The organism is Acidovorax sp. HMWF029 (genome assembly GCF_003060895.1).
In the GTDB taxonomy this organism is placed as follows: domain Bacteria; phylum Pseudomonadota; class Gammaproteobacteria; order Burkholderiales; family Burkholderiaceae_C; genus Acidovorax.
In genome coordinates, this window is sequence record NZ_QAIH01000086.1 from 1 (window position 1) to 26418 (window position 26418).

Annotated in this window: 16 protein-coding genes; 13 read left to right on the plus strand and 3 right to left on the minus strand. The window is 62.6% G+C overall.

Going from position 1 to position 26418, the window contains the following annotated elements:
- Positions 1–146: 146 nt before the first annotated feature.
- The 3 genes from DBR12_RS05265 to DBR12_RS05275 form a co-directional block, all read right to left on the minus strand.
- Positions 147–5024: an RHS repeat-associated core domain-containing protein gene (locus tag DBR12_RS05265; protein ID WP_146185471.1), complete on the minus strand. Its 4878-nt coding sequence runs from the start codon at positions 5022–5024 to the stop codon at positions 147–149.
- Between the two features lie 106 nt (positions 5025–5130).
- Positions 5131–7413, minus strand: coding sequence for a type VI secretion system Vgr family protein (locus DBR12_RS05270; protein ID WP_108616294.1), 2283 nt, complete (start codon positions 7411–7413; stop codon positions 5131–5133).
- Between the two features lie 199 nt (positions 7414–7612).
- Positions 7613–8095, minus strand: a complete 483-nt coding sequence (locus tag DBR12_RS05275) for a type VI secretion system tube protein Hcp (protein WP_108616295.1) — start codon at positions 8093–8095, stop codon at positions 7613–7615.
- Positions 8096–8772: 677 nt separating this feature from the next.
- Here DBR12_RS05275 and DBR12_RS05280 point away from each other — a divergent pair.
- From DBR12_RS05280 to tssC, 13 genes are all read left to right on the plus strand, one after another.
- Positions 8773–10857 (plus strand): serine/threonine-protein kinase, encoded by a 2085-nt coding sequence (locus tag DBR12_RS05280; RefSeq protein ID WP_108616296.1) that lies wholly within the window; start codon positions 8773–8775, stop codon positions 10855–10857.
- A 34-nt stretch (positions 10858–10891) separates the two neighbouring features.
- Positions 10892–11707 carry a PEGA domain-containing protein gene (locus DBR12_RS05285; protein ID WP_158274974.1) on the plus strand — a complete coding sequence of 272 codons (816 nt, stop codon included), beginning with the start codon at positions 10892–10894 and terminating at the stop codon, positions 11705–11707.
- A 4-nt stretch (positions 11708–11711) separates the two neighbouring features.
- Entirely contained in the window at positions 11712–12191 is a 480-nt protein-coding gene (locus tag DBR12_RS05290) for a TssQ family T6SS-associated lipoprotein (protein ID WP_108616298.1), read from the plus strand.
- Positions 12192–12224: 33 nt separating this feature from the next.
- Positions 12225–14435 carry a type VI secretion system-associated FHA domain protein TagH gene (gene tagH / locus DBR12_RS05295; protein ID WP_108616299.1) on the plus strand — a complete coding sequence of 737 codons (2211 nt, stop codon included), beginning with the start codon at positions 12225–12227 and terminating at the stop codon, positions 14433–14435.
- Entirely contained in the window at positions 14432–15220 is a 789-nt protein-coding gene (locus tag DBR12_RS05300) for a PP2C family serine/threonine-protein phosphatase (RefSeq protein ID WP_108616300.1), read from the plus strand. The genes tagH and DBR12_RS05300 overlap by 4 nt, the downstream gene beginning before the upstream one ends.
- Before the next feature lie 32 nt (positions 15221–15252).
- Complete coding sequence (gene tssJ / locus DBR12_RS05305) at positions 15253–15831, plus strand: type VI secretion system lipoprotein TssJ (protein ID WP_233244311.1); 579 nt, start codon at positions 15253–15255, stop codon at positions 15829–15831.
- Between the two features lie 4 nt (positions 15832–15835).
- Complete coding sequence (gene tssK, locus DBR12_RS05310) at positions 15836–17170, plus strand: type VI secretion system baseplate subunit TssK (protein WP_108616301.1); 1335 nt, start codon at positions 15836–15838, stop codon at positions 17168–17170.
- Positions 17171–17251: 81 nt separating this feature from the next.
- On the plus strand, positions 17252–18523 hold the full coding sequence (locus tag DBR12_RS05315) for a DotU family type VI secretion system protein (protein WP_369861360.1): 1272 nt from the start codon (positions 17252–17254) through the stop codon (positions 18521–18523).
- The gene (tssM, locus tag DBR12_RS05320; RefSeq protein ID WP_233244313.1) at positions 18520–22161 is read left to right on the plus strand and encodes a type VI secretion system membrane subunit TssM; all 3642 of its coding nucleotides are present in this window, start codon (positions 18520–18522) and stop codon (positions 22159–22161) included. Before DBR12_RS05315 ends, tssM begins: the two co-directional genes overlap by 4 nt.
- Positions 22143–22880 carry a type VI secretion system-associated protein TagF gene (gene tagF, locus DBR12_RS05325; protein ID WP_108616303.1) on the plus strand — a complete coding sequence of 246 codons (738 nt, stop codon included), beginning with the start codon at positions 22143–22145 and terminating at the stop codon, positions 22878–22880. The genes tssM and tagF overlap by 19 nt, the downstream gene beginning before the upstream one ends.
- A 37-nt stretch (positions 22881–22917) precedes the next feature.
- Positions 22918–23913 carry a type VI secretion system protein TssA gene (tssA, locus tag DBR12_RS05330; RefSeq protein ID WP_108616304.1) on the plus strand — a complete coding sequence of 332 codons (996 nt, stop codon included), beginning with the start codon at positions 22918–22920 and terminating at the stop codon, positions 23911–23913.
- A 307-nt stretch (positions 23914–24220) separates the two neighbouring features.
- Complete coding sequence (tssB, locus tag DBR12_RS05335; RefSeq protein ID WP_108616305.1) at positions 24221–24769, plus strand: type VI secretion system contractile sheath small subunit; 549 nt, start codon at positions 24221–24223, stop codon at positions 24767–24769.
- 23 nt (positions 24770–24792) lie between these two features.
- Complete coding sequence (gene tssC, locus DBR12_RS05340; protein WP_108616306.1) at positions 24793–26289, plus strand: type VI secretion system contractile sheath large subunit; 1497 nt, start codon at positions 24793–24795, stop codon at positions 26287–26289.
- Positions 26290–26418 lie beyond the last annotated feature (129 nt).

Below are 26418 nucleotides of genomic sequence, written 5' to 3' on the forward strand. Positions count from 1 at the left end.
CAGCAAGTATCCAGAATAATTCGGCCGCGACACATCGGCACCGCCAATATCCGGCAATGGCAAAACGCAAGCAGAAAACACCCCTCCCGAGAAAGCCACAAGCAAGAAAATTAGCATTTGGCGCATAAACCCCCGACCTATTAAATTCACTGATTTTTTACATCCGTCTTTCCACCACCCGGAATTTCACCATTTCTAATATAATCGATCGATTTTTGAGGGTTATCAGTTTTGAATTGTTCGGATTTTTCACAAAGTGTTTTCACGTCTTCATTCTGCGCACGAGTGCAGCCCAATGTTGGATTCCAACCTTGACGATTCGCAAAAGGATCTTTAAGCCCAGACCCTCCGCCATGAATCCACCGACCTCGGTCATCCGTCGTTCTCCACTTTGCAACTCCAAATGCCTTGTTTGATTTAGGATACTCGCACTGGGTGAACTGCCCACTGTAGGCACCTGCAGCCCCATCTTTTGCCGTGCTCGTGACTTGATTTCTAGTTTCCATCTCCATAATTGTTCTACCATTTGCATCAAGCATTATAGTTTTTCCATTGGAGATATCAGTATAAACAAGCGCATTCCCCGTCCCGTTGCCAATCGCATCCAAGCCGTCTGGATCGATTAATTGCAGAGGGCTATTTATCGCATATAGATAATTATTCACCCCTCCCGCCAGCCCAATAGGATCCTGAGTCACATAATGCCCCAACCGGGGGTCGTAGTACCGGAAGCGGTTGTAATGCAGCCCCGTCTCCTCATCAAGCTGCTGCCCCTGCAAGCGAATGGGTTGGTGGATCTGATGCGGGTTGTACTCCTGTTCGATCTCCCCCCAGGCTCCGTACCTGGCCGCCCAAGCCACTTGCCCTGCCCCCGGTCCATGGGCGTTGACCAGCGCAATGGGCGTGCCCAGGTGGTCCGTCAGGATGTGCCGGATGGTCAATGGGTGGGCCTCCAGCGCTTGAGCTTGGTCGCCTTTGAGTGCGTTGATCGATTCCTGCATTTGCTCTCGCATCTCCTGCGGCAGCAGCGCTGACAGTTGATAGCCCGGTTGCAGCACCTCGTTCAAGGCTTGGTGCAGCATTTCTCGCTCGTGGCGTGGGAGTTCCTGTTCTAGGGCGGTGATGGCTTCATTGCCACCCAGGCCCAGCAGGATCTTCATCGGATTGGTCTGCCCCTGTGTGTTTCTTTGTATCTGCAACAGCGGCACAAAGCTGCCGGGCTCGTACACCGTGTGGTGGATGTGCTCCTGCGATTGGGTGTGCACGAGCCGGTCGCCGTCCCAGCCGTAGTGGGTCTTCCGGCTTTCGGTGCCAATTGCTTGATGTGTCTTGCCTACCCTGCGTCCGAACGCGTCGTAGCGGTAGGTCGTGCTGCTTTGCACTTTCCCTTGCGCGTCGATCTGCTCGACTTGCCTCAGCTGGTGCAGGCTGTCGTAGTGAAACTGGGTGGCGCTGCCATCGGCACTACGGGCCTCAGTGCGATTGCCCCAGTCGTCATAGCGATAGTGCGTGACCCCTTCGCCATCGGCACCCTGGCTCCAGCCGATGCGGTTGTCTCTCCAGCGCTCCACGTCCTGCGCCGAGGGACTGTCCGGGCTGTGTTGAGGCTGCAGCAGGTTAAAGCGCGGGTCATGCAGGTTCTTCTGGACCTGCGCGGTCCAGTTGGCGCCAGCGGCGGTCTTGCCCCCCGGATGCTTGCCGGGCGCCTGCTCGGGCAGGCGGTTGCCTGCAGGGTCCAGGCGCCAGCGCTTCTGATGCTCACCCTCGGCACTGGCGCTGCGCTGGCCTGTGAGCCGTTGGCGCACGTCGTATTGGTAAGCATCGGCGTGGGTCGGGGTCTGGATACCCACGAGCTGGCCCAGACTGTCGTAGGTGTAGCGGCGTTGCTGCAGCCCGCCGATGAGAGGTGGGTTGGCTGCAGCGTTTTGTCCGCTGGCATGGCCGGGCAGACCTTGCCACCTCTGTTGCAGCAGACGGCCCAGCGGGTCCATCTGGCGGGTCTGGGAGATGGGGGGCTGCGCTTGCTCAATGCCGTTTGGCAGCAGGTGCAGGGTGCGACTCACTTCACGGTGCAGTTTGTCGCGCTCCAGCGCCAGAAGCGGGGTCTGGTTGAGTAACACGCCATGCACATGGCCGGAGCCGTAGCTGAGCCAGTCGAGCTGCCCGATGCCCTGCAACTCGCTGGCCTCGCGCTGGCCCAGCGCGCCCAGGCGGTGGTGGATGCGGTGTTCGAATTCGATCGCGGGTTCGCCGCCAGTGTTCTTGGTTTGCGCGCCTGCGCTGGCAGGGCTGCAGTACAGCGTTTGCACCTCTCCAGTGGTGCGCCCCAGGGCGTCGCGCTCAAGGTCCACGCGGCTGCCTTTGTGCAGCCGGTGGGCTTGCAGGTTGTTCAATAGCAGGTGGGCCTGTGCCTGGGGGGCGTGCTGCTGGTCCAGAGTGCTTCGAAGCTGCTGCGCGTTGATCTCCAGCCAGGCCGCGATCAGTGCGGCGGGCGCATCATTGAGGGCTGGTTCGGCGGAGGCATTGAGTTCCCAGCTCTGGGTGCGGAGAAGTTCGCCGCCGTCGCTGTAACCGAACTGGTGGATTTGCAGGTCGCTGCCCATGGCTGGGTTTGCTTGGGTTGCTGGCGCTGCTGCACCGGCTTTGCCGAACTTACCGGTCACGCGATAGATCAACCGCCCCGCGCTGTCGTAGTGGTAGCGGCTGCGCACCGTGCCCTGTCCTTCGCTAGGTGCGCCCATGCCACTGCTCTGGGCGTCGGTCTTCTCGATCAGTTGGCCCGCCGCGTCGTAACGGTAGCTTTGGCTGCGCCCGTCGAACCCTGTTTCCTGGATCAGCCGGTCCTGGCTGTCGTAGGCGAAGCGGGTGACCGCGTGGTTCTCGTTCACCAGCTCGGCCAAGCGCCCGGCTATGTCGTAGCGCAGGTGCAAGCTCGCTCCTGCCTGGGTTTGCGCGGTGACTCGCCCCCACAGGTCGTAGTCGTAGGTGACAGTGGTGGTGCGAACAGGTGACCCGGCTGTGGGGCATGCCAGCGTCCCCAGAGTGATGGCTTGAACCTGTGCGTTGTCACCCCAGCGGTATTGCACCAAGGTGCCGTCGGCCTGGGTGGTCTGCTGCAGGCGCCCCATGGCGTCGCGCTGGAGGCGTGTGCGCTGGCCCAGGGGGTCGATTTCTTCGATGACTTCGCCCCAGGCATCATGGTGCCAGCGGGTGGTGTGGCCCGAGCAGTCGGTGTAGCTCGCTAGCTGGCCACTGGCGTTGTAGCCCATGGTCTTGCGACCACCTTGCGGATCTATCAGCGCGATGGGCTGATCCACCCAAGTTCGGGCACTACCTGCTGCGGTATGAGGCGGCCCGGGCAGGTACTCCAGCCGGGTGCTCAGAGAGATGTCGCCCGCGACCACGGTGGTCTGCACCAGGCGCGCCCAGGCGTCGTACTGGTAGTGGGTGTGCAGGCCGCTGGCACCGGATTTGGTGATGGTGCTTTGCAGCAGCAGGCCGTCGGTGGCGGTGCCAGGCAGGCCCCAGCGCTGTTGGCTGCTGCGGCCATCAGGCCCTTGCACGCCCAGCAGGTTGCCCTGGCCGTCGTAGCGCCAATGGGTGGTGCGGCCTAGCGGGTCGGTAGCGGCGATGCGACGACCTGCACCGTCGTACTGGAAGTGCTCTTCGCTCCCGTCGGGGTTGACCTGCCGGGTGATGCGCTTGAGGCCGCCTTGGCCTTCGTGGTGGTAGTGCGTGGCGCGCTCCAGGCTGTCGCGCACGATGACGCGGCTGGCGGCCTTGGGGTCCTGGGGATGGGGGTCTTGATAGTCGAAGTAGTAGCTCAGGCCTTCTTCGTTGTGGTGCTCGACCACGCGCGCGCCGGGCCGTGGCGGCGTACTACCACCGGCGCTACGGTCTTCGCGCTGGTCTTCGTAGATGTAGGTGTGCTCGGGGCCGTTGCGCACGCGGTGGGCGACCATACGGTGGGCGCTGTCGTAGGCAAACTGGCGGATGCGTTGGCCGTCGCGGGCATGGACGGCGACGAGGTCACCCTTGGGGCTGTAGTGGTAACGCACCAGGGGGATGGCGGCATGCGTTGAAGATTGGTCGCTCGCGTGAGCGGGGTCGTGGGGGTTAAATATGCAGTCCACGCCGATCAGGCGCAGGCCGCTGTCGGGGTTGAGGCCGGGCTGGCCGTGGGTAGACGCGGAGAATGCCGGTACTGCATTGCCCGGCTGGTTGTACAGCAGGGCATAGCGACGTCCGACCCCGTCGGTGATGCCTTGCAGTCGCCCGTTTTCGTCGTGCTGGTAGTGCAGGCTGCGTCCGTAGGCGTCCAAGAGGCCGATGAGCCGGCTGGGGCCTTGGGCTGGTACCTTGCAGAGCCAGGCGGTACGCCCGCCCTGGGTGGCAGCCAGCAGGTAGTTGGGGTCTGCCTTGGCGGCTGTGGGCACGTGGGCCCAGAGCTGCTGTTGGTGCCAAGGCAGGAGTTCTTCGGCGGTGTGGGGATGCGGATCGGAGGGTGGATGCGGCGCCGAGGGGGCGTCTGCACCAGCATCGCCCGTCAGGGCAGACAGGGTCTGCGCCATGCCCATGCCGCCGCCTCGCATGAGCAGCAGTCCTTCGCTGTCGCTGCGCAGACTCTGGCCCGGGTTCAGGGGCTCGCCAAAGGTAATGACACGGCCACCTGCGTCGCGCATCAGGGTGCGCGTGGCCTGCAATTCGATGCTTATCTCGTGCGGCAGCTTCCAGCCGTAACCCAGCAGGCCGCACTCTGCGCCGTGTTCTGCATTGACGTAGCTGCTGTACTGGCGCTGCCACACAAGAGGCATGGGGCCGGGCAGTGCGAAGTCCAGGTCTTCGGATCCCAAAAGCACCTTGGCGCCGAGCGTGGGATTGACGGGGCTGCCGATGGCCTTGCCGCCGGGGCAGCTTGAGCAGGCTATGCCGCCTTGCGAGCCGATCAACACCGTCAGCGATCCCTGTGTGATCGGACCTCCCGATTCCGTCAGGTCTCCTAGCCTCGCAGCCGGCTTGCCCATGGTGATTCCTTCTTTTCTTTGTGAATGCGTTTTCTTGTTGTCCGGGGCGCGCGTGCGCGCACGCTTGCGTCGCAATGACCGGACAACAAACCGGTGCTGCGCTGCTTTAGCAATTGAGCTTGTCCAATGGAGACAACACTTCGATCTGGCCTGGGGTCAGCTTGATGGTGCTGCTGCCACAGGTGAGCAGGATCTCGTCCTTGGCGTTGAGGTGGATCTTCTTGGACTCCACGAAGATCTGGCCGGCATCGATCTTGATGCAGCTGGGTGCGTCACCGCCTTCACCACCAACCGAGCCACCTGTCGGCGCCACGACGTGATCGACTCCCCCTGCGGCAGGCGCGGCACCTCCTCCTCCGACTTCCAGGACATAGTCTTTGCCCACGGAGGTTTTCTGGCTCTGCCCGACCTTGGTGGTCTGGGTCATGCCAACGACGGTGGACATCATCGCGCCGATATTCTGGCTGTAAGCCACGCCGATGTTCATCATCCGCACCATGCCTACGTTGAGCATGGACATGATCCCGATGGTGTGCTGTTTGGTGAGTCCGATCTTGACCACCTCGTTCTTGCCGACGGTCTCCTTGCGGTTGTCGCCGATGCTGATCTTCTCGCTGTGGTCCACCCGCTCCGTGCGGTTGCTGTGGATGGTGATCGTCTCATCCCCATCCACCTCTTCCGTGCGCCAGCCGTGCACGGTGATCTTCTCGTTGCGGTCCACCGTCTCAGTGCGGTCGCGCTTGATGTGGTTGGTCTCGTCCCGATCAATGGTCTTTTTTCGGTCCCGACCCACCCACTTTTCTTCGTCGTTCTCGACTTCGGTCAGCTGGTCTTTCTGCGCATGCAGCCACAGTTGCTCTTGACCCGCCTTGTCTTCAAAGCGCAGGGCGTTGGCGTCCCCCGGGCCATTCTTCAGGCCTGCGCCCGAAGCTCCGCCTTTGCTTGATCGTGTCAAGATGCCGCTTTGCGTGGCATTGCCCGGCAGGCTCCATGGGGGCATGTTGACGGCGTTGTAAACGCAGCCGGTGAGGATGGGGTAGTCCGGATCACCGTTCAGGTGGTCGATGATGACTTCCATGCCGACGCGCGGGATGAAAACGGCACCGAACTGCGAGCCCGCCCAACTGGTAGACACGCGCACCCAGCAACTGGAGTTTTCGTCCATGGCACCGATGCGGTCCCAATGGAACTGCACTTTGACGCGGCCAAACTTGTCGGTCCATATCTCTTCGCCGGGCGGCCCCACGACCACCGCCGTCTGCGGACCACGTGTGCGCGGCTTGGGCGTGCTGCGCTCAGGGCGATAGTCAATGCTGGTGGGCTGCGCTCGCATCTCGAACTGCTGGATAGAGCCCACCTCCTGCTGGTTTTTGGAGGCGGTAGCGCCGCCGGCGCGGCTGCTGCTGACCTCGGGGTTTTCTTCAAAGTGATAGTGCACGCTGAGCACCAAATACTGGCGATTCTGGTCTTCGCGCGGGTAGTTTTCCAGATTGATGGTGTAGCCAGGTGCCAGATTGCGCCTGTTGGCGCGGCCCAACACGCGGCTTTGCTTGGTTAAGTGCGCCTGCAGGCGCAGCTTGGCATACGTCTCGCCGTCAGGAAACTCGGTGTAGCCGCCGGGCCACTCGTAGATCTCATACTTGTCATGCTCGTGTCCCGGCGGGTTCTGGCGCATGTTGGAGAGGTCGGCCCTGGGCTTCTTGAAATCGTAGTCGTCGTTGTAGTGCCGCCCAGGTTGCACTTCCTGGGTCAGTTCCCAGGCATGGAAATGCTCCTTCTCGCCTACAGCCGCTTTGCCAGGTGGGTAAAAGGGTATGACGTGGCCGCCGGGAAGGGGGACGTGCGAGCCGACGATATCGTCTGCCAACACCAGGGTGTGGCTGCCCGCACTGTGCGTGAAGTAGTAGTACACGCCTTCATGCTCCAGAAGGCGGGCAACAAAGTTGTAGTCGCTCTCTCCGTACTGGGTGCAATAGTCCCAAGTGCGATAGGTGCGGGTGAGCCTTTTCTCGATGGGAAATCCGTATTTTCCCAACACTTCCATGATGATGTCCGGCACTGTCATGTGCTGGAAGATTTTGAAGTCGGTCTTGCGTGTGGCTACCCACAACCAGGGGCGCAGGCGAAGCTTGTAGGACGCCCAACGGTGATCCTGCCCCTGCATGCCGAAATGCGTGACCAGGCCGCTGAGGTAGCGCTTGCCCAGCCCTTCGGTCTCCACGACAACAGACACTGCCTTGCCCAGCAGCGCCTTGGGATCTACCCCTTTGCTGGGGCTCACAAGGTCAATGTCTAGCGAGTAAAGCTCGTTGAGCGCCTCGGTGCCGTCGAGCTTGCGAAACTGCAGCTGCTCTCCCAGCGGGGTTTGGATGGTGACGCGGCGAGTCATGACAAGAAGTGGTTTTTCTGGATCGGCTACCCGCCTGCAGCCGTGATCATTGACGGGCCGCAAACGCGGTTTCAGCGGTGCAAATCAGGGGCGCAACCACCAGCAAGCACAAAAAAGCCGCATCCGTAGACGCGGCTCCAGGCTGCGCAGCCAGTGTGTGCTCGCGCACGATCCGCAGAGAGCCCTGAGGCCCCGGCTATCAGGCTTCCTTGTTTTCCTTAATGCTGAAGCCCATCTGGCTCGTCGCGCCCTTGCCGCCCTGAGCGGTCTGCTCGGAGTACTCGGTCTTGATCTTGGCGGCCTGGAAAGCGTAGTTCACCACCACGGTATCACCAGCGCTGGTGCCGCTCACAGTGACGTTGGTCACCATGACGTCGGTCAGCGTGATCTTGCCGAACTCGATCTGCGTTCCGCCAGCCTTGCACATCGAGATTTCCACCTGCCCCAAGTGCTTGCCAGTCGCGCAATGCTTCAGCACGGCGGGGTAGCACTTGTCGATGTTGGCAACGATGTTCAGGTTCTGGAAGTCGGCTTTGCCAGCACCTGCACCACCACCGCTGGCCATGGAGTGAGGCTGGGTCACGCCCCAGGTGAAGGACTCAACATCGGTCCAGTCCTTGTGCGCAGCGTCTTTCGACTCACCGCTGGCACCTTCCACTTTCATAAAAATTGCGACTGTCATCACGTACCTCTTCTTGGTTCAAAAATGCAAAACAACTCGCTCGGGCAAAGTGCCCACGGACAAGGCTCCGCAGGGGATACGGAGCCTCACAGACAAGCTGATCGGGAAAGGAATGAAGCCAACGGGATGTGCGCGCTCAGGTGAAGCAGCCCATTGCTGCCCACCGTCCGAGACCGCCATGTACACACGGGCCACTAGCGTGGCACACCGCTGGCAAAGGCTTGCTTTGATTCCCCTCCCTCGCAAGCTCGTTTGCGGGCGGATGTTAAGTGGGGCGAACGAAAAAAAGGGTTTCAAGTGACAGCAAATGAGCGCAACCGGGCAACATAAGCAACAGTGTGTTTCTTAGCCTCGAAAGCCGCGTTTTGTGACTCTTTTTGCAAAATCCTCACGTTAGACTCGCCCGCGATTTCGCAGTTGGGCTAGCAGCACAAGGCAGCTCCCACGCGTTGCGATGTCTGCTCAAGTAGCCCCCTCCAACAGCACGTCGTTCCGGTGTGCGGTGCAGCGCCAGGACATTGATCATCAGCCGCCCAAAGCGGTTTGGGTGTATCGATCTCCGCAGCGAACAATAGCGCCGCTCCGCCGATCTGTTCTGCCGCTGTCGCCAGGGAAATGTCGTTGCCAGCAGACTGAGTCCAGCTGTAAACCGAGAATGAAAGCAGAGGCGTCACGCCATGAATGACACCGTTGGAGGATCCGCCAATTGCCTGGCGCCTGGCGTTCAGGTCGGAGAGTACCGCCTGCTCGACGTCATCGGCGAGGGTGGTTTTGGCATCGTGTACCGGGCGAGAGATATCAGTCTGGACCGTATCGTGGCCATCAAGGAGTACATGCCCGCAACGCTGGCGGGGCGTAAATCGTCCAACGCTATCCACGTGCGCTCCCAACACCGCGGCGCGTTCGATGCCGGTTTGCGGAGCTTCATCAACGAGGCGCGCCTGTTGGCCAAGTTCTCACACCCAGCCTTGGTGCATGTGTATCGGTTCTTCGAGCTCAACGGCACTGCCTACATGGTGATGCGTCACTACGAAGGGCAGACGCTCCGCGAGTTTCTGAACGCGCAGCAGGAGCGCATGAACCAACGCATGCTGGCAGCAATCATCGGCCCCGTCCTGGACGTGGTGGAGATGCTGCATGCAGCAGATTGCTACCACAGGGACATCGCGCCCGACAACGTCTTTCTGCAGAACTCCGGAATGCCTGTACTGCTCGATTTCGGCGCGGCCCGCCGCATCATCGGAGACATGACGCAGGCCCTGACGATGGTGCTAAAGCCCGGGTTCGCCCCCATCGAGCAGTATGTGGACGATGGCGCCATGCCCCAGGGCGCATGGACGGACATCTACCAGATCGGTGCCATGCTCTATCTGGCGATCACCGGAAAACCGCCGGCCACTTCCGTGGCCCGCATGATCAATGACCCGGTCGCAGCCTTGCCGCCTGCGGCCTACCCCGGGTACTCTGCCCAGTTCCTGCAGGGGGTCGGGCGAGCACTGGCGGTGAAGCCCCAAGACCGGCCACAGACGATCTCAACCCTCAGGGAACTTCTGGGCATCACGACTTTCACGATGCCGATGTCCGCGCCGTGGCAAAACACACCACCGTCCCCCACTGCGCATTCCCCCGGCGGGCAACCACTGCAATCGCAAGCAGCTTCTGACATGGTCACGCCGCAAACATCGACTCACAACGACGCCGCAGTCGCCGCAAACTTCGCTGTGCCCAATACGAATCTGGCGGGCTGGGATTTGCTGAGTCAAACACCGTCCGCTAGTGCATCCCCATCGTCTCAAGGCCCCACAGAACACGCTGCCACAGCAACCCTTGGAGCAATTCCAGGGTTGCAGGAACCTGCCCTCAAAGGGAACACCACTGCCACCGGGACATTGGCTGCGAAACCGGACTCCGCCGCCATCCTAGCTACCGCACTGCCGTCTCAAGAGGCGCCCTCGGTTTCGCCCCTTTCACCAGCAGACGCTGCAGCCACGCACTCAGCGCCACCCCAAAAAGAAAGGCCTGAGGCCCCGCAAAACGAAGCCGTAGTGCAAGCCGGCCGCCGACAAGCCGCGCTTCGCCCGGTTGGGATGCGTTGGGCTGCTGTCGTCGTTGCCCTTGCCGCCGCGGTGGCGCTGGCCGCATGGTGGGGCACGCATGGCGATGCCGCGAGCAAGGGCGGTGCAGAGGTTGCATTGGATCAGGACAGCCAACTTTGGAAGGAAGCACAAGCCAAAGGTACGGTCAGCGCATTGGAGGCCTACCTGAGCGCCCATCCCGCTGGCAAACATCGCCGTGAGGCCATGGCCCTCCTCGACCGGATAGAAGTCCAGGAACCCGCTATCACGGCACCAGCAGCACCAGCAGCACCAGCAGCAGCCGAGACAGTCGCTGCGGTCGAACACCCCGTACAGGCAGCGGCCGCAACACCAGCCTCCGCCCCAACAGCCGTCGCAGCAACATCCACTGCGCCCAGAACAGAAACGCCCCCCGCGTCGGCAATGGCCTCCGCAGAACCCACCCCGACCACCAAGGTACCGCCCAAGCCTGTAGGCGACGTTGGGCGCGTGGTGCTGCGAATCAGCCCCTGGGGGAGAATTTCCGTGAATGGCAGCTCGATGGGCACCACCCCCCCGCTGACCCACGTCGAACTTCCAGAAGGGTCCCATCGCATCGAGGTGAACAACCCCGCTGCAGCGCCCGTCGTGAAGACAGTGCAGGTGAAAAAAGGCGAACCGGTGGTCATCAGCCACCAGTTCGAGTAGTCCCCGCCCACAGACGACACGTGCTGACATGCGAATGAACGCTTCACTGCGATGGGTTGCTTTGTGCTTCTGCGCCAGCATGGGGGTGGCTGTTGCCTCCACCGACTGCAGCGAGCCCCCTGTGGCGGATACGCGCGGCCCCGACTCTGCAGCTGGGCGCCAGTACCTGGGTCAGGGCATCTCACTCTACGACGCGCGCAAGCTCGACCTGGCGGAGAAGGCCCTGCAGGCGTCCTTGTTCGCAGGCTTGCCAGACCGGCGCGAGCGTTCCACCGCGCACAAGTACCTCGCGTTCGTGTACTGCACTAACAAAGAATGGGCGCGGTGCGATGCGGCTTTCGACGCAGCCTTCGACGCACGCCCATCGTTTGCGTTGGAAGGGTACGAGCTGCAGAACACGCCCTGGCGAGAGGCCTACATGAAAGCGCAAGGCAAGCGCGGCTGGCCGTGCAGCCGGCCCGTCAGCCCTCTGTACGGCAACGAGCGACAGAACGCGGCCCACGCCAACCCCCTCGTCTTTTCCCTCAATAGCACAGTGATCACGGCCATCACCCCCCTGCTGCCGATAGCGGGTGGTTCTTCGCTACAAGACGTTGCGCCCTACAGTGCGCCAGGTGTGCGCAGGCCGCTTCGCACCGAAAACAATGTGCAGCTGCGCGTATCCCCCTGGGCCAACGTGACCCTCAACGGGAAACGGCTTGGCGTCACGCCGCCGCTCACTGAGCTCAAGCTCCCGCCCGGCTCCCACAGCATCGACTTCAGCAACCCCGGCTTTGAGACCGTGCGCAAGACCCTGAAGGTCGAGTCCGACCAAACGATCACGATCACCCACGACTTTGACGCGAGATAAATCCATGCGAAACCGTTACTGGAGCGCCCTGATCATTGCCTGCGCCGGCCTGCTCTTGACCGCCTGCGAGACAGCACCGAAGGCACCCGAGCCCAAGGTCGAGGCCCCGCCGCCGCCACCGCCTCCGCCCCCTGAGCCCGTCGCACCGGTGGATCCACGCGCGCAAAAGGAGGCAATGCTGACCGAGGCACTCAACGTATACGCGGAGGGCCAGTTCGACGAAGCGATTGCCAAGCTGACGCCGCTGGCCGATGCCCCCGAACTGCCATTGACATCACAGATCAAGGCCCGAAAGTTCATGGCCTTCAGCCACTGCGCCGCCGGGCGGCCGCGCCCGTGCCGGCAACAGTTTGAACTCGCCCTGGAGCAGGACCCGACATTCCAGCTGACTGAGGCAGAGAAGGGTCACCCTGTCTGGGGCCGCGAGTTCATCAACGCCCGCAATGCCGCGCGATCCAAGCGCAATACCCGCAAGACATCCTGACCGGCCCCGAGACAACGCGAGCGCAGATACGCAATGGACAAGATAGAACTGGTGGTGACGCACCAAGCAGGCAGCCCGGTAGGCCGCCATTGGTCGGCCATCTTTGGGATGGCGGGCGGAACCGTAGGGCGCGCAGGGCAGAACAAGCTGGTCCTGCCCGATGACGATGCGATGGTCGCGCGCGTGCATGCCATGGTCCGTCTGGACTCCGACCAGGCCTACATTGCCAACCTGTGCGAACGCCGCTCCGTACAGGTGGACGGGCTAGAGGTTCTGTCCGGCCAGGAAGTGCCGCTCGCGCCCGATGCAACCATCGGAATCGGGCCCTACCAGCTGCGTGCACTCCTTCCAGGGCAGCAACTGGATGCGCCGACAGCAAAAGCGACGCCCCCCCATCCGGCGGCCGAAGCTGCTGCGGGGGGCACGCCAGTGGCTGAGCCTGGCGCGGTGCCGGTGGTATCCACGCAGGGCGCAAGCACTGCAGCGCCAGCGTTCGATCTTGCATCCCTGCCCAACCCCTGGGCTGACATTACGCCTATCGTCGCAGGGGACGCGCACCTACCGGATCTCCTGCTCTCGTCCATGCCCGAGGCACTACAGCAGTCGGCAGCAGACGGCTCTGCAGATGCCAACCCTTTCGCCATGCTGGGCCGCGTGGAAGCCCCCGCTGTCGTGGAGCACTTCCACGAACAGCCGATCGCCGAGCCAACGCCCTGCGATCTTCCGGTCACAGCCCCCTCGCCCACTGCCCCCGTGGCCAGGGACATGCTGCCTGCGGTCAGCCCGACAGAGCATGTGCCGCCCCATCCGTTCGAAATTTCGGCCGCCAAGGCAGCACCAACGCAGCCGACCACGCACCGTGCGATGGTCATACCCGACGATTTCAACCCGTTCGCAGCCGACCCGAAGGAGCAGGCCCGCCACCGCGACCCCTGGAGCGGAGACCTCGACGCCAAAAGCTTGGCCGAGGTGGCGCAGCTCAAGCATGACGACCTGCTCCAGGCCTTGCCCAGAACAGGTGAGTTCGCGGGAGAGATGGACAACGCCGCGCACACCGGCCTGCCCCAGCAACTGGACCCAACCATCGAACTCAACCCACTGAAGCTCTTTCGCGAACCCGGTGAGTCGATGTATGCGGAGCCAGAAGATCACGGCATGTCCCGCGGCTCGGACCTCGCCCAGGTGTTCAACATGCCCCGCGATGCGCAACAACGCCGCCCTGAGGCAGTCACAGCGCCGATGACACCGCCGCCCGCAGAACCCGTGGTGCAGGCCGGTCTTCACGCCATGCAGGGGCTGGACCTCGCCCTGTTCGGCGGCGACGTTGCGCAAGCCATCCGGTCCGCAGACTTGCTGGACTTCAACGCATCGCAAGACGAAACTGCTTACGCCACCCCACCCGCCCCGGCACTGCAGACAGCAAACATGTCCGACCTGCCCATCGGGACGAGCTTGCAGGATACGGCGCAGCCTTCGCAGCGCGTACAAGCACCAGCGCAGGAACACACACAGGTCCTGGCGGATATCGCACGCGTCACCGATTCCACATCGCAGTTACCGGGAAGTCCGTCGCTGCAAGGCCGGGACGACCGCATCGCGCCCGCAGCCGCCATTGCCCAGACGCAAACGCCGTCTACGGCAGCTTCGCTGGAAGCGCTCGCAACCGCCTTTCTAGAAGGGGCCGCGATAGAGCCAGGCAAGATCAACGTCTCAATCACGCCGGATTTCATGCGTGCATTTGGCGAAGCGCTGCGCGTTGCGGTGCAAGGCTCCATCGATCTGCTCTCGGCACGCTCGGAAATCAAGCGCGAGTTCCGCGCGGACGTCACCATCATCGCTTCGGGCGCCAACAACCCGCTCAAGTTCCTGCCCACCGCAGACGGCGTGATGCTGCAGCTTGCGGGCCAAACGTTCCCAGGGTTCATGAAGCCAGTGCCCGCAATGAAGGAGGCGTACCAGGACCTGGCGGTGCACCAGATCGCGCTGATGGCCGGCATCCGCGCCGCTTACGCCGAGGCCATCGCGCGCCTGAGCCCAGCAGAGCTGGAAAAGAACGCTATGGCAGCCTCCGGGCTGCTGACCAAGATATCGAGCGTGCACCGCAAGGCCGCGCTGTGGGACGACTTCCAGGAGCGGTACGAATCCGTCCGCCGCCATGCGGAAGATGACCTGATGGCGTTCTCCGGGCAAACCTTCGTGAACGCCTATGAAGCCGCCGCACAGTCTACAGAGGGGCATTTGTGATCGCTCATATCGCTGGGGATGCGCACCGCCTGCAGCTATCGGTGTCGGCCATTACCGACCAGGGCGGCCGGGCCTCGAATGAAGACTATCTGGGCATGATCGACCTGGGCCCCAAGGGTTTTTGCTGCACCTTGGCGGATGGAGCGGGCGGCCACGGCAATGGCGCGCTGGCCGCGCGACTCACAGTGGACGCCGTACTGGGCGGCTACCGCGAGAACCCCATGTTCGCGCCCGCCAGCCTGGCATCGTTGATCTTTCGAGCGGAACACACGGTGTCCGAAGAACAGCCCACCTCCGCTTCGCGGATGCACATGAGCGCCACCGTGGTGCTGCTGTGCATCGAACCGGTCAGCGGCCGCGCGCTCTGGGCCCATTGGGGCGACTCGCGCCTGTACTGGTTCCGCGACGGCAAGGTCCACCGCATGACCGAAGACCACAGCGTGGTGCAGCAGCTTTTGCACGCGGGCATGTATGCCAACGGAGACCCGCGTTCGCTGCCCAACCGCAGCGTTCTGGCCGGAGCGGTCGGAGCCGAATCGCAAGTACCTCCCACGGTGCTGCATGAGTCCATGGAACTGATGGAGGGCGACGCCTTCTTGCTGTGTTCCGACGGACTCTGGGAAAACCTGCATGAGACCGCAATGGAGCAGGCGCTTCAGGCAGCAGAGCGGCCCGATGTCTGGCTGCAGGACATGGCCGATGCCGTCCGCTCCAAGGGCCGCCCCCACCAGGACAACCTCAGCGCGCTCGCCGTGTGGGTGTCCGCGAACCCAATCCCCAACTGAACCGACTGCCCACTCAACGGGAGGATGCCGCCATGCAGATGACCAAGAACGCCGTATCAAGGCGCACGATCCTGAGGACCGCCCCCTGGTTGTCGATGGCTGCGCTTGCGCTGTCCGGGTGTGGCGTGGTGAACACGCTCAACCGCCCCAGCGAAGCGCCCACGGGGGTGCCACCGGCCATCATCGAGATCATGGCCGAGCGCAGCCTGAACCCCGACGTGGACGGTATGCCCAAACCGGTGCTGTTGCGCATCTACGAGCTGCGCACCCCCGCCACCTTTGAACGCTCCAGTTTCTTCGACCTGCTGGACAAAGACGAGAGCCAACTAGGCGGCGACTTCGTGCGGCGCGAAGAAATATTGATTGCGCCCGGTGAGCGCCGCGTCATCGAACGCAAGGGCAACCCCGACGTGCGCGCCTTTGGTTTCTTCGCAAGCTACCGCGACCTCGAGCGCAGCACCTGGCGCACGCATATTGACGCTCCGAATTCGGTGGAAATGCGCCGACGCTGGTGGGGGCTCGGCGAAACGCAGCGGCTCAAGCCCGTTCATTACCTGGTCACGGTCTCGCGCGACGCCGTCCGGGTGCAGCATCAAATCACTTCGAGGTAGAACCATGGTTTGGCAACGCAAGGTGGTGTGGGCCGAGGGCATGTTCCTGCGCCCGCAGCACTTTCAACAGCAAGAGCGGTACATGGACTTCCTGGTCCAGGGGCGCACCCTTCCCGCCCAGCCGTTCTACTGGGGGTTTTCGGAACTGACCCTGGACACCCAGACGTTGGCACTGGGCAAGATTGCCCTGGTCTCGGCAAAGGGCGTGCTCCCCGACGGGACACCGTTCCAGATCCCGCAGGTGGACGAAGCACCGCCGCCGTTCGATGTGGGCAAGGACATCAAGGACGCGCTGATCCACCTGTCGCTCCCCCTGCGGCGGCGCAGCGGGGCCGAAGTGACCCTCTCCGACGGTGACACAGGCATGACGCGTTACCAGGCACAGGTGCAGGAAGTGGCAGATACCAATGATGTGGGGGCACAGCCAGCCGAAGTACAGCTGGGCATCACACGCTTCAGCCTGCGCGCAGCACAGGACCTGTCCGAGGGCTGGGTGTCTTTGCCCGTGGCCCATGTGGTGGAACGCAAAGCCGACGGCGCAGCCCTGCTGGACAAGACCTTCATCCCGACGGTGGTCAACAACTCCGAGATGTCCGCGCTGTTCGCGTTTTGCCGCGAGCTTCACGGGCTGCTGCGTCAGCGGGGCGCCGCGCTGGAGGAACGGCTGATCCAGCCAGGTCGAGGCGGCGTCGGCGAGGTAGGCGACTTCCTGATGCTGCAGTTCATCAACCGCTGGGAGCCCTCCGTGGAGCACTGGGTCAGAGTTCGCACCATCCACCCCGAGCGCCTTTTCGATGACCTCCTGAAAATGGCAGGCGAGCTGGCCACATTCACCCGCGAGCAGCGGCGCCCCGCACCGTTGCCCGCCTACGACCACGATGATCTGCGCAGCTGCTTCCCGCCTCTGATGCTGGAACTTCGCCGTGGCCTGTCATCGGTGCTTGAGCAGAACGCGATCCAGATCGAGTTGCAGGAGCGGCAGTACGGCGTGCGCGTGGCCATCATCCCATCCACTGAGCTGCTGACCACCTGTGATTTCGTGCTCGCTGTGCATGCCCAAACCACGGTGGAGTTCCTGCGAACCCACTTTCCGACGCAGACGAAGCTGGGGCCAGTCGAGAAGATCCGGGATCTCGTCAACCTTCATTTGCCAGGTGTCACCCTGCGGTCGCTGTCCGTAGCGCCGCGCGAGATTCCATACCACGCCGGGTACTCGTACTTCGAAGTAGACACCACACACGACCTGTGGCGCCAGCTCAACAGCTCGGGCGGCCTGGCCATGCATGTCTCTGGCGAGTTCCCCGAACTGCAGCTGGAATTCTGGGCGATCCGCAGATAAGAACAATCCATGTCGATCCCAATGACGGACAACGTCTTCGCTTTCAGCGCAAGTGACCATACCGAGCATCGCGTACCCGGCATGCCGGATACGTCTATGCCCACGCCCGCAGCCGATGCAGCGCCGCGAACCAACCTGCCTGATGTAGTCAGTGGTGGCAATCCGCTTGTCGCGTCGGCCAATGTGCTGCTCAACCTCATTCCGCAGATCCGAGCGATGGCGTCGAATGCAGACCCTGAGGGCTTTCAGCGCCTGCTGCTCGCCAACATCCGCGACTTCGAGCGCAGCGCCGGCGTGGCAAGCGTACCTATTGAGACCGTGATCGGTGCCCGGTATTGCCTGTGCACCGTGGTGGATGAGGCCGCCGCACAGACACCGTGGGGTGGCTCCGGCGTCTGGCCCAAGTTCAGCCTTCTGGTGGCTCTGCACAACGAAACCTGGGGCGGCGAGAAATTCTTCCAGCTGCTGGCCAAGCTGGTGCAAACCCCCCATCAGCACATCGACCTGATCGAGCTGATGTACTTTTGCCTGATGCTCGGCTTCGAAGGCCGCTACCGCGTGATCGAGAACGGCCGCAGCCAGTTGGAGACGCTCAAGGCACGTCTGCTTGCACTGATAGAGAGCACCCGCGGCGACCGCAGCGGCGCGCTGTCGATCCGCTGGAAGGGCGAGGAGCGCAAGGCAGCGCCCCCCTGGACGATGGTGCCCCTGTGGGTGGCCACGGCACTCACGCTGCTGCTCGCCTTTGCCCTTTTCCTTTGGTTCAACTACCGGCTCGCGGCGCAGTCCGACGCGCTCTTCGCTTCCATCAACGCCATCCGATTCCCCAAAGCCATCGCTGCAGTCGCGAGCGTGGACAAGCCCAGGCTGCGCCAGTTCCTTGAACCCGAGATACGGGAAGGCTTGGTTGAGGTCATCGACCAGGCTGACCGCAGCACCATCATTCTGCGCGGCGATGGCCTGTTCGACCTGGGCTCCAACGTAGTCAAACCCCGCTACGTGCAGGTGATCGAACGTATTGCCGCCGCGCTGAACGAGGTGCCCGGCAAGGTGGTCGTGAACGGCTACACCGACAACTCCCCCATCCGCACGGCCAGATACCCGTCCAACTGGCACCTGTCGCAAGACCGGGCACGATCGGTCTCCGACATGCTGCTTCGCACCGTGCGGGACGGACAGCGCGTCCACGCGGAAGGCCGTGGAGAGGCCGACCCCGTAGCGCCCAACACCACGAGCGAAGGCAAGGCAAGGAACCGGCGCGTAGAGATCGTCCTGCTGGTAGCACCCAAAGTGCGCGACAGCGAATTGCAGCTCAGCGGCAATGCCCAGCAGACGGAAGGCATCAAGAAATGAGCATGCTGAGAAACATGGCAGCGCTGCTGTTCAATCGCTTTACCCTCGCCTTCATTGGGTTGGTCCTGCTGAGCCTGGTGATCTGGTTCATCGGTCCCCTGGTCTACATCAAGCCTTATCAGCCGCTGGAGAGCGAGAGTGTTCGCTGGGCACTGATCGCCGCGCTGTTTGCGATCTGGGTGATCAAACTCCTCTTCCACTGGTGGCGCGCCAAGCGCATGAACGACAAGCTGATGGGGCAGATCGCACGGCTCACGGCCGGCAGCGATACGCCCCAGGAGCTGATGCCCGGACAGGAGGAAGTGGCTGAGCTGGAAGGGCGCTTCAAGGAGGCCGTCGAAGTCCTGTCCAAGACACGCTTTGGCGCCACCGAAAGCGGCCTCTTCGGCCGTTTCACCAAACGCTATGTGTATCAGCTGCCCTGGTACCTGATCATCGGCTCACCCGGCTCGGGCAAGACCACCGCACTGGTCAACTCCGGGCTCGATTTCCCGCTGGCGGAGCAGTTCGGCAAGGGCTCCATCCGGGGCGTGGGCGGCACACGCAACTGCGACTGGTGGTTCACCGACCAGGCGGTGCTGCTCGATACCGCCGGCCGGTACACCACGCAGGAGAGCGACGCTGTGCAGGACAAGGCCGCCTGGTCGGGTTTTCTGCAGCTGCTTAAGCGCTTTCGGGGCCGACAGCCCATCAACGGCGTCATAGTCACGCTCAGCGTGCAGGAACTGCTGAGCAGCACCGAAGCGGAACGTGCACGCCTGGCCAAGACCATCGGCACCCGGCTCGGCGAGCTGTGCGACGAACTGGCGATCAAGTTCCCGGTGTACGTCCTGATCACCAAGGCCGACCTGCTGGCAGGCTTCAACGAGTTCTTTGGCCAGATGACGCGCGACGAGCGCTCGCAGGTCTGGGGCTTTACCCAGGAGTACAAGGAGAATGCGCCCACAAGCGACCCCACCGCGCAATTCACCGCCGAGTTCGATGCACTGGTCGCACAGATCAACCGCCTGCTACCGCAGCGCCTGCTGGCGGAAACCGATCTTTCGCGGCGCGGGCTAATCTATGCGCTGCCCCAGCAGTTCGTGGGACTGCGCGAGCTTGTGCACCAGACGTTGCATGAGGCATTCTCGTCTTCTCGCTTCAAAGAAAAGCCGTTGTTCCGCGGCGTGTACTTCACCAGCGGAACGCAGGAGGGCATGCCCTTCGACCGGGTGCTGTCAGCACTCAAACGCCGCTTTGCCATCGCCAACCCCATGAGGCCTGGTGCTGGGCAACAAGGCAAGAGCTTCTTCATCGAGACCCTCTTCAAAGGGGTGATGTTCAACGAGGCGGGGCTGACTGGCCGCAACGCCAAGAAGGAGCGCCAGCTCAGGCTGTTGCAGGCCGGGGGCCTCATCGGCCTTGTACTCGCGCTGAGCGGCGCAGCGCTGGCCTGGAGCATCAGCCACCAGAACAACCTGGCCTACTTGGAGGAGGTTAAAGCAAGCGCTGGCACCCTGCGCCAGGCCGTCGAGGACGCCAAGACAGGTGACCCAGAAAACCTGGTGGCGCTGCTGCCCCTGCTGGACCATGCCGAATCCCTCGCAGTGAGCGAACGCTATACAGGCTCGCCCCCGGTGAGCTGGCGCTGGGGTCTGCTGCAGGTGGCGAAGGTGGAAACAGCCGCAGACACCACCTACCTGCGCCTACTGGAAGACGCGTGGCTGCCCGGTATCGTGCGACAGTTACGCCGCTCCCTGCAGCAAACCTCGACCAGCAACCCAGAAGCCAGCTACGAAGCGCTGAAGGTCTATCTCATGGTCCACGACGCTGACCGCTTCGACGCACGGACGGTGAAGGCGTGGATCCGGCACGAGTGGGATTTAAACCTTACGCCGCAGTTGCTGCAGGCCGGCGTGGGCGACCGCCTTTCTCACCACCTGGACCGGCTCATGGACGATCGTTTGGCGCTCTCGGCGACTCCGATCGACACCGCGCTCGTGACAGAGGTGCGCCAGCGCCTATCGCAGATGTCTCCCGCCCAGCGCGCATACAGCCGTTTGAAGCAACTGCTGATCACGGGCAATAACCTGCCGGCGGACTTCAGCGTGGTACGTGCCAGCGGCCCCGAGGCGCCGCAGGTGTTCAGCCGCCGCAGCGGCAGGCCACTCACGCAGGGGATCTCCGGCCTTTTCACTTACGACGGATACCATGGCGTGTTCCTGCACGAGCTGCCCAAGATCACTACACTGCTCTCCAAGGAGGAAGGCTGGGTACTGGGGCAGGCCGACGGCAAACGCAGCACCACGCAAGAAGTGCTGACCGGTCAGGTGGCCAACGAGGTGAAACGCCTGTACCTGATGGAGTACGCCAAGCTATGGGAAGACTACCTGGCCGACGTGCGCCCAACCCGCATCGGCTCCCTGGACCAGGCAGGGGAGCAAGCACGACTGTATTCCTCCGCCAACTCAAGCCTGGAGCAGTTCATCCGCGCCGTCTCCAAGGAAACAACGCTCGCGCGGCGACCCGACGCAGACGCGGACAGCAGCGGTGCCAGCACCAGCAGCTGGCTGGGAGAAAAGCTCAACCGCATCCGTGAGGAGCAGCGGCAGCTCAGCAGGCTGACCGGCAAGCAGGTCAACGTGGGCGGCCTCACACCCAGCGGAACGCTCGAAGCGGACATCGTGGATTTCCGATTCCGCGAGTACCGGCGCATGGCCACCAGCAACGGCTCGGGTCCATCGCCACTAACGCAAAGCCTGCAGGTACTCAACGAGGCATCCGCTGTTATCGCATCGGCGCGGCAGCAGGTGAAATCGGGAGGAACCATCCCGCCGACGTTGTCCTCGACCCTCGAGAGAGTGCGCGCCGAAGCCAAGCGCCTACCCCCCCCGCTCAACCTCATGTACACCGACCTGGCCGAGGCGACTTCCACCATGGTCGGGCGGGACGTGCGCAGCACCATCGGGGGTAACCTGAACGCGACCATCGGAGACTTTTGCCGCCGTGCTGTGCTCGGCAGATACCCTTTCACGCGCAGCGCCGGCCGAGACGTCACCGCCGATGATTTCGCCAAGCTGTTCGCCGTGGGCGGCGTCATGGACGATTTCTTCCGCAGCACGCTGCTGCCCATGGTCGATATCTCAGCCTCCACCTGGACTTTCAAGCAGGGCGTGGACGGCACCCCAGTCGGTGGGTCTGCGTCGCTCGCGTCCTTCCAGAAGGCGGCCACGATCCGCGACGTCTACTTCCGCGCAGGGGGCAAGGCGCCCGGAATCCGCCTGGACATCAAGCCCATCGAGATGGACGCGACCATCTCCCAGATGGTCCTGGATGTGGACGGCGACGTGCTTCGCTACCAGCACGGGCCTCAAATTCCGAAATCCATGAGCTGGCCGGGCACACGCGGCACGGGCCAGGTCAGGCTGCAGATCACGAATGCCAATGGCGAAAACTCTGGACTGATCACCGAAGGGCCGTGGGCGCTGCACCGACTGTTCGACCGCGCACAGATTCTTCCGGGCAACGCGCCAGAGAAATTTTCCGCTGTCTTCAACGTAGACGGACGCCGGGTGCGGCTTGAAGTCACCACCAGCAGCGTTTTCAACCCATTCCGGCTCAAGGCGCTGGAGGAGTTCGAATGCCCGAACAACCTCTAAGCGCTGATCACCGCAGCATGCTGGCGCCGTCCGTCGCTTGGTACGGCAAACTGCCAAGCTTGGGTGACTTTGCAGGCCGACGCATGCCGCATGCACTCACCATTGAGTGGGATACCTGGCTGCGCGAGGGAATGGAAGAACTTCGCCGGGCAGATGACACAGGCTGGCCCGACACGTTCGTGAACGCTCCGCTGTGGTTTTTTATTGCCCCGGTGGCAGCCTTGGGCTTACCGGTGATTGGGGCGCTGGCGCCCAGCATGGACCGCGTGGGCCGCTACTACCCACTCACCGTGATGGCTACGGCGCCACGCGAGGGCTGCCCCTTTGCGGACGACCTGCAGGTCAAGACCTTTCTGGCAGGCGCGCGCTCGGCCATAGTGGACGCGCGCCGTCGCGCGCTCTCCGTCGATGAGCTTGACCGGCGGATCAGCCAACTGCCCAACCCCTTCGAGACCACACACTTCGGCGAGCGCGAACCGTCCCTCATCGACGACATCCTGTCGGACCTGAACCAAGCCTCGCGCGCCCACCAGGCTACGGCGAACGACCATGCCGACAACATAGTTCTGCCCGCAGGCGACTGGAGAACACGCACCGCCCCGCTGCGCGAGCAAAGCCTGTGGTGGGTCTCGCCCACGATTCGCCTGGACTACCAAGAATTACTGCACCAGGGCCCTAGCGACCGCTGGCTGTTCAAGCAGTTGTTCTCCAGCCCCTGACAAGACTGCCCCCAACGCGTCCAACCGAGACCTCACAATGACAGACATTGACGAACTCCTGAACGAAGCGCCGACTGCGCAGCCCTGCGGCCCGGAAATGACTTATGCGGCGGAGTTTCTGGCGCTGGAGCAACTGGCCCGAGGGAAGATCGAACAGCAGTACGGCGACACCATCATTCCTGCAGAAGACCCGGACTGGCAGTCGGTCGAAAGCAGCGCCTTGCAGCTACTCAAACAGAGCAAAGACATGCGCGTCGCTGGCCTGCTGTGCAGGTCGTGGACGAACACCGAAGGGTTGGTCGGGCTGACCTGCGGACTGGAACTGATGGGCGCGTTACTGGAGAAGTACTGGGATGACATCCACCCCTTGCCCGAAGAGGGTGACTACTTCATGCGGATGAACGCCGTTGCCATGCTCAACGATGTCACCGGCCTGCTGCGCGAACTGCGGCAGACGGAATTCCTCGCCTCCAACGTTGGTCACTTCACCGTCCGCGACGCGGAGGCGCTGGCACGCGGACAGCGGGCGGAATCGAATGCTCAGCTGACCTTGGACCAACTGCGCCTGGGCATAGCGCATGCGATGGAACAAGGGCGTCCGCCGCTCCTCGCGATGCCGCGCGCAAAAGATGCGCTCGACAAGTTGGTGCGGCTGTGCGGCGAAAAGCTGCCCCACCACCAGCAGCCGGACCTGGCCAACATCCAATCCCTGGTGACGCTGCTCAACGCCCTGCTGCCCAAGAAAGAACAAGGGGTCGAGGCTCCCGCCGATCCGGCTGACGGACCCGTTGCCTTCACCACCAAGCCCGCGGCTGGGTTGGAAATCAGGAGCCGGGAAGACGCGATCAGGCAGCTGGTCAAGATCGCAGAGTTCCTCGAATCCACCGAGCCCACCAACCCCGCATCGCTCCTCATCCGCCGGTCCGCAAAACTGATGGGCATGAGCTTCATCGACATCCTGCGCGAACTCGCCCCGCAGAGCCTTCAGCAGATCGAGATGATCACCGGAGTTCAGCCCGAGCAGACCTCCTGAACTACGAACTGTAACAGTCGATTCGCGGGCTGATCGGATACTGAAACACAGAGGCGACATCACTCTTCGGCGCAGCCGGGCCGCATGAAATCATTCACAAGCCCTGCCCTCGAAGGAGATCCTGCACAGCAGGCACCTCAATGTCTATGCCCCTGGCAGTTCGCCACGGCAGGACAGCCCTGGAACGATTCGTTTCGGCCACGACAAACCGTAGCGAATTCACACAACTTTGTAAGTATTTGAACCAGATGCCCGCGTGAGCCCAGGGCGTCTGCCAGCAGGCAAGAAAACTTGAGAGAGGTAAACCATGTCAATCACTAAAGTGGGAAAAAGCGGACAGAAGTTCATCGCCAGAAACCGGGCGCCGCGTGTGCAAATCGAGTACGACGTGGAAATCTACGGCTCGGAGAAGAAGGTCCACATTCCCTTTGTCATGGGGGTGATGGCCGACCTCTCGGGCAAGCCCCTGGAGAACCTGCCCGAGATCGCCGACCGCAAGTTCCTGGATATCGACATCGACAACTTCGATGCCCGCATGAAGTCCATCAAGCCCCGCGCGTCGTTCCTTGTACCGAACACCCTCACCGGTGAGGGCTACCTGAGCGTGGACCTCACCTTCGAGAGCATGGATGACTTCTCGCCTGCCGCAGTTGCACGCAACATCGGCCCGCTCAACGAACTGCTGGAAGCCCGCACACAGCTGCACAACCTGCTTTCCTACATGGACGGCAAGCAGGGCGCCGAAGAGCTCATCCGCAAGGTTCTGCAAAACCCTGCACTACTCAAGTCGCTGGCCACCAGCGCCAAACCAGCCACTGAGCCCGCCGACGGCCCAGTCCAGAACGACGCCGCCTGAGACCCCGCGAACGGAGATTACCAATGAGCGCAGTAGCCATCAACGAAGCATCCACTGCCCAGTCGCTGGAAGGCCACGACTTCGCAGCCTTGCTGAACAAGGAGTTCAAGCCCAAGACGGACCAGGCACGTGACGCCGTCGAGGCCGCGGTCCAGACGCTGGCACAACAGGCCCTGGCGTCTGTCACCACCATTTCCAATGACGCTTACCAGACTGTCCAGGCCATCATCGCGGAGATCGACCGCAAGCTGTCCGAACAAGTCAATCTGGTGATCCACCACGCAGAATTCCAGAAGCTCGAAGGTGCCTGGCGCGGCCTGCAGCATCTGGTGACCAACACCGAGGTGGACGAGATGCTCAAGATCCGCGTGATGAACATCTCGAAGAAGGAGCTGCACCGCAACATGCGCCGCTACAAGGGCGTCGGTTGGGACCAGAGCCCCATCTTCAAGAAGGTCTACGAAGAAGAGTACGGACAGTTCGGTGGCGAGCCCTTCGGCTGCCTCGTGGGCGACTACCACTTCGACCACAGCCCGCCGGACGTTGAACTGCTGGGCGAGATGGCCAAGGTGGCTGCGGCTGCCCACTGCCCCTTTATCTCCGGCGCATCGCCTGCACTGATGCAAATGGATTCGTGGCAGGAGTTGGCCAACCCGCGCGACCTGACCAAGATTTTCACCAACACCGAGTACGCCGCCTGGCGCAGCCTGCGCGAGTCCGACGATTCCAAGTACATCGGCCTGGCCATGCCGCGGTTTCTGGCACGCCTTCCCTATGGCGCCAAGACCAATCCGGTGGACGAATTCGACTTCGAAGAAGAAACCGCGAGCGGCAACCACAGCAAGTACTGCTGGGCCAACTCGGCCTACGCCATGGCGGTGAACATCAACCGGTCCTTCAAGTACTACGGCTGGTGTACGTCCATCCGAGGTGTGGAGTCTGGCGGGGCGGTGGAGAACCTGCCCGCGCACACCTTCCCGACGGACGATGGCGGCGTGGACATGAAATGCCCCACCGAAATCGCCATCAGCGACCGCCGCGAGGCCGAGCTGGCCAAGAACGGCTTCATGCCCTTGGTCCACCGCAAGAACTCAGACGTTGCAGCCTTTATCGGCGCGCAGTCGCTCAACAAGCCTGCGGAGTACTACGACGCGGACGCTACGGCGAACGCCAACCTCTCGGCAAGGCTGCCCTACATGTTCGCGTGCTGCCGTTTCGCTCACTACCTCAAGTGCATCGTGCGCGACAAGATCGGCTCGTTCAAGGAGCGCAGCGACATGGAGCGCTGGCTCAACGACTGGATCATGAACTACGTCGATGGCGATCCTTCGAACTCCTCGCAAGAAACCAAGGCGCGCAAGCCGCTGGCCGCTGCTGAGGTCGAGGTGAATGAAGTGGAAGGCAATCCGGGGTACTACACCTCCAAATTCTTCCTGCGTCCACACTACCAGCTCGAAGGCCTGACTGTATCGCTGCGGCTCGTATCGAAGCTGCCGTCTGTCAAGGAAGCCAGCAACTGATCCAGGTCAGCTCAGGGGCGGTCCGCTTACTCCTAGGCATCGCGTTGGCCATTGGCCAGCGCGATGCTCCATGTCTACATTGACTAGCGCCCCGGCGCTCGACCACACGCCATGAACAGCCCACCGCAC

Excerpts from the sequence above, each read along its gene's own strand:
- DBR12_RS05265 (WP_146185471.1), bottom strand. The coding sequence starts at position 5,024 with ATGGGCAAGCCGGCTGCGAGGCTAGGAGACCTGACGGAATCGGGAGGT.
- DBR12_RS05270 (WP_108616294.1), bottom strand. The coding sequence starts at position 7,413 with ATGACTCGCCGCGTCACCATCCAAACCCCGCTGGGAGAGCAGCTGCAG.
- DBR12_RS05275 (WP_108616295.1), bottom strand. The coding sequence starts at position 8,095 with ATGACAGTCGCAATTTTTATGAAAGTGGAAGGTGCCAGCGGTGAGTCG.
- DBR12_RS05280 (WP_108616296.1), top strand. The coding sequence starts at position 8,773 with ATGAATGACACCGTTGGAGGATCCGCCAATTGCCTGGCGCCTGGCGTT.
- DBR12_RS05285 (WP_158274974.1), top strand. The coding sequence starts at position 10,892 with ATGAACGCTTCACTGCGATGGGTTGCTTTGTGCTTCTGCGCCAGCATG.
- DBR12_RS05290 (WP_108616298.1), top strand. The coding sequence starts at position 11,712 with ATGCGAAACCGTTACTGGAGCGCCCTGATCATTGCCTGCGCCGGCCTG.
- tagH (WP_108616299.1), top strand. The coding sequence starts at position 12,225 with ATGGACAAGATAGAACTGGTGGTGACGCACCAAGCAGGCAGCCCGGTA.
- tssJ (WP_233244311.1), top strand. The coding sequence starts at position 15,253 with ATGCAGATGACCAAGAACGCCGTATCAAGGCGCACGATCCTGAGGACC.
- tssK (WP_108616301.1), top strand. The coding sequence starts at position 15,836 with ATGGTTTGGCAACGCAAGGTGGTGTGGGCCGAGGGCATGTTCCTGCGC.
- DBR12_RS05315 (WP_369861360.1), top strand. The coding sequence starts at position 17,252 with ATGCCGGATACGTCTATGCCCACGCCCGCAGCCGATGCAGCGCCGCGA.
- tssM (WP_233244313.1), top strand. The coding sequence starts at position 18,520 with ATGAGCATGCTGAGAAACATGGCAGCGCTGCTGTTCAATCGCTTTACC.
- tagF (WP_108616303.1), top strand. The coding sequence starts at position 22,143 with ATGCCCGAACAACCTCTAAGCGCTGATCACCGCAGCATGCTGGCGCCG.
- tssA (WP_108616304.1), top strand. The coding sequence starts at position 22,918 with ATGACAGACATTGACGAACTCCTGAACGAAGCGCCGACTGCGCAGCCC.
- tssB (WP_108616305.1), top strand. The coding sequence starts at position 24,221 with ATGTCAATCACTAAAGTGGGAAAAAGCGGACAGAAGTTCATCGCCAGA.
- tssC (WP_108616306.1), top strand. The coding sequence starts at position 24,793 with ATGAGCGCAGTAGCCATCAACGAAGCATCCACTGCCCAGTCGCTGGAA.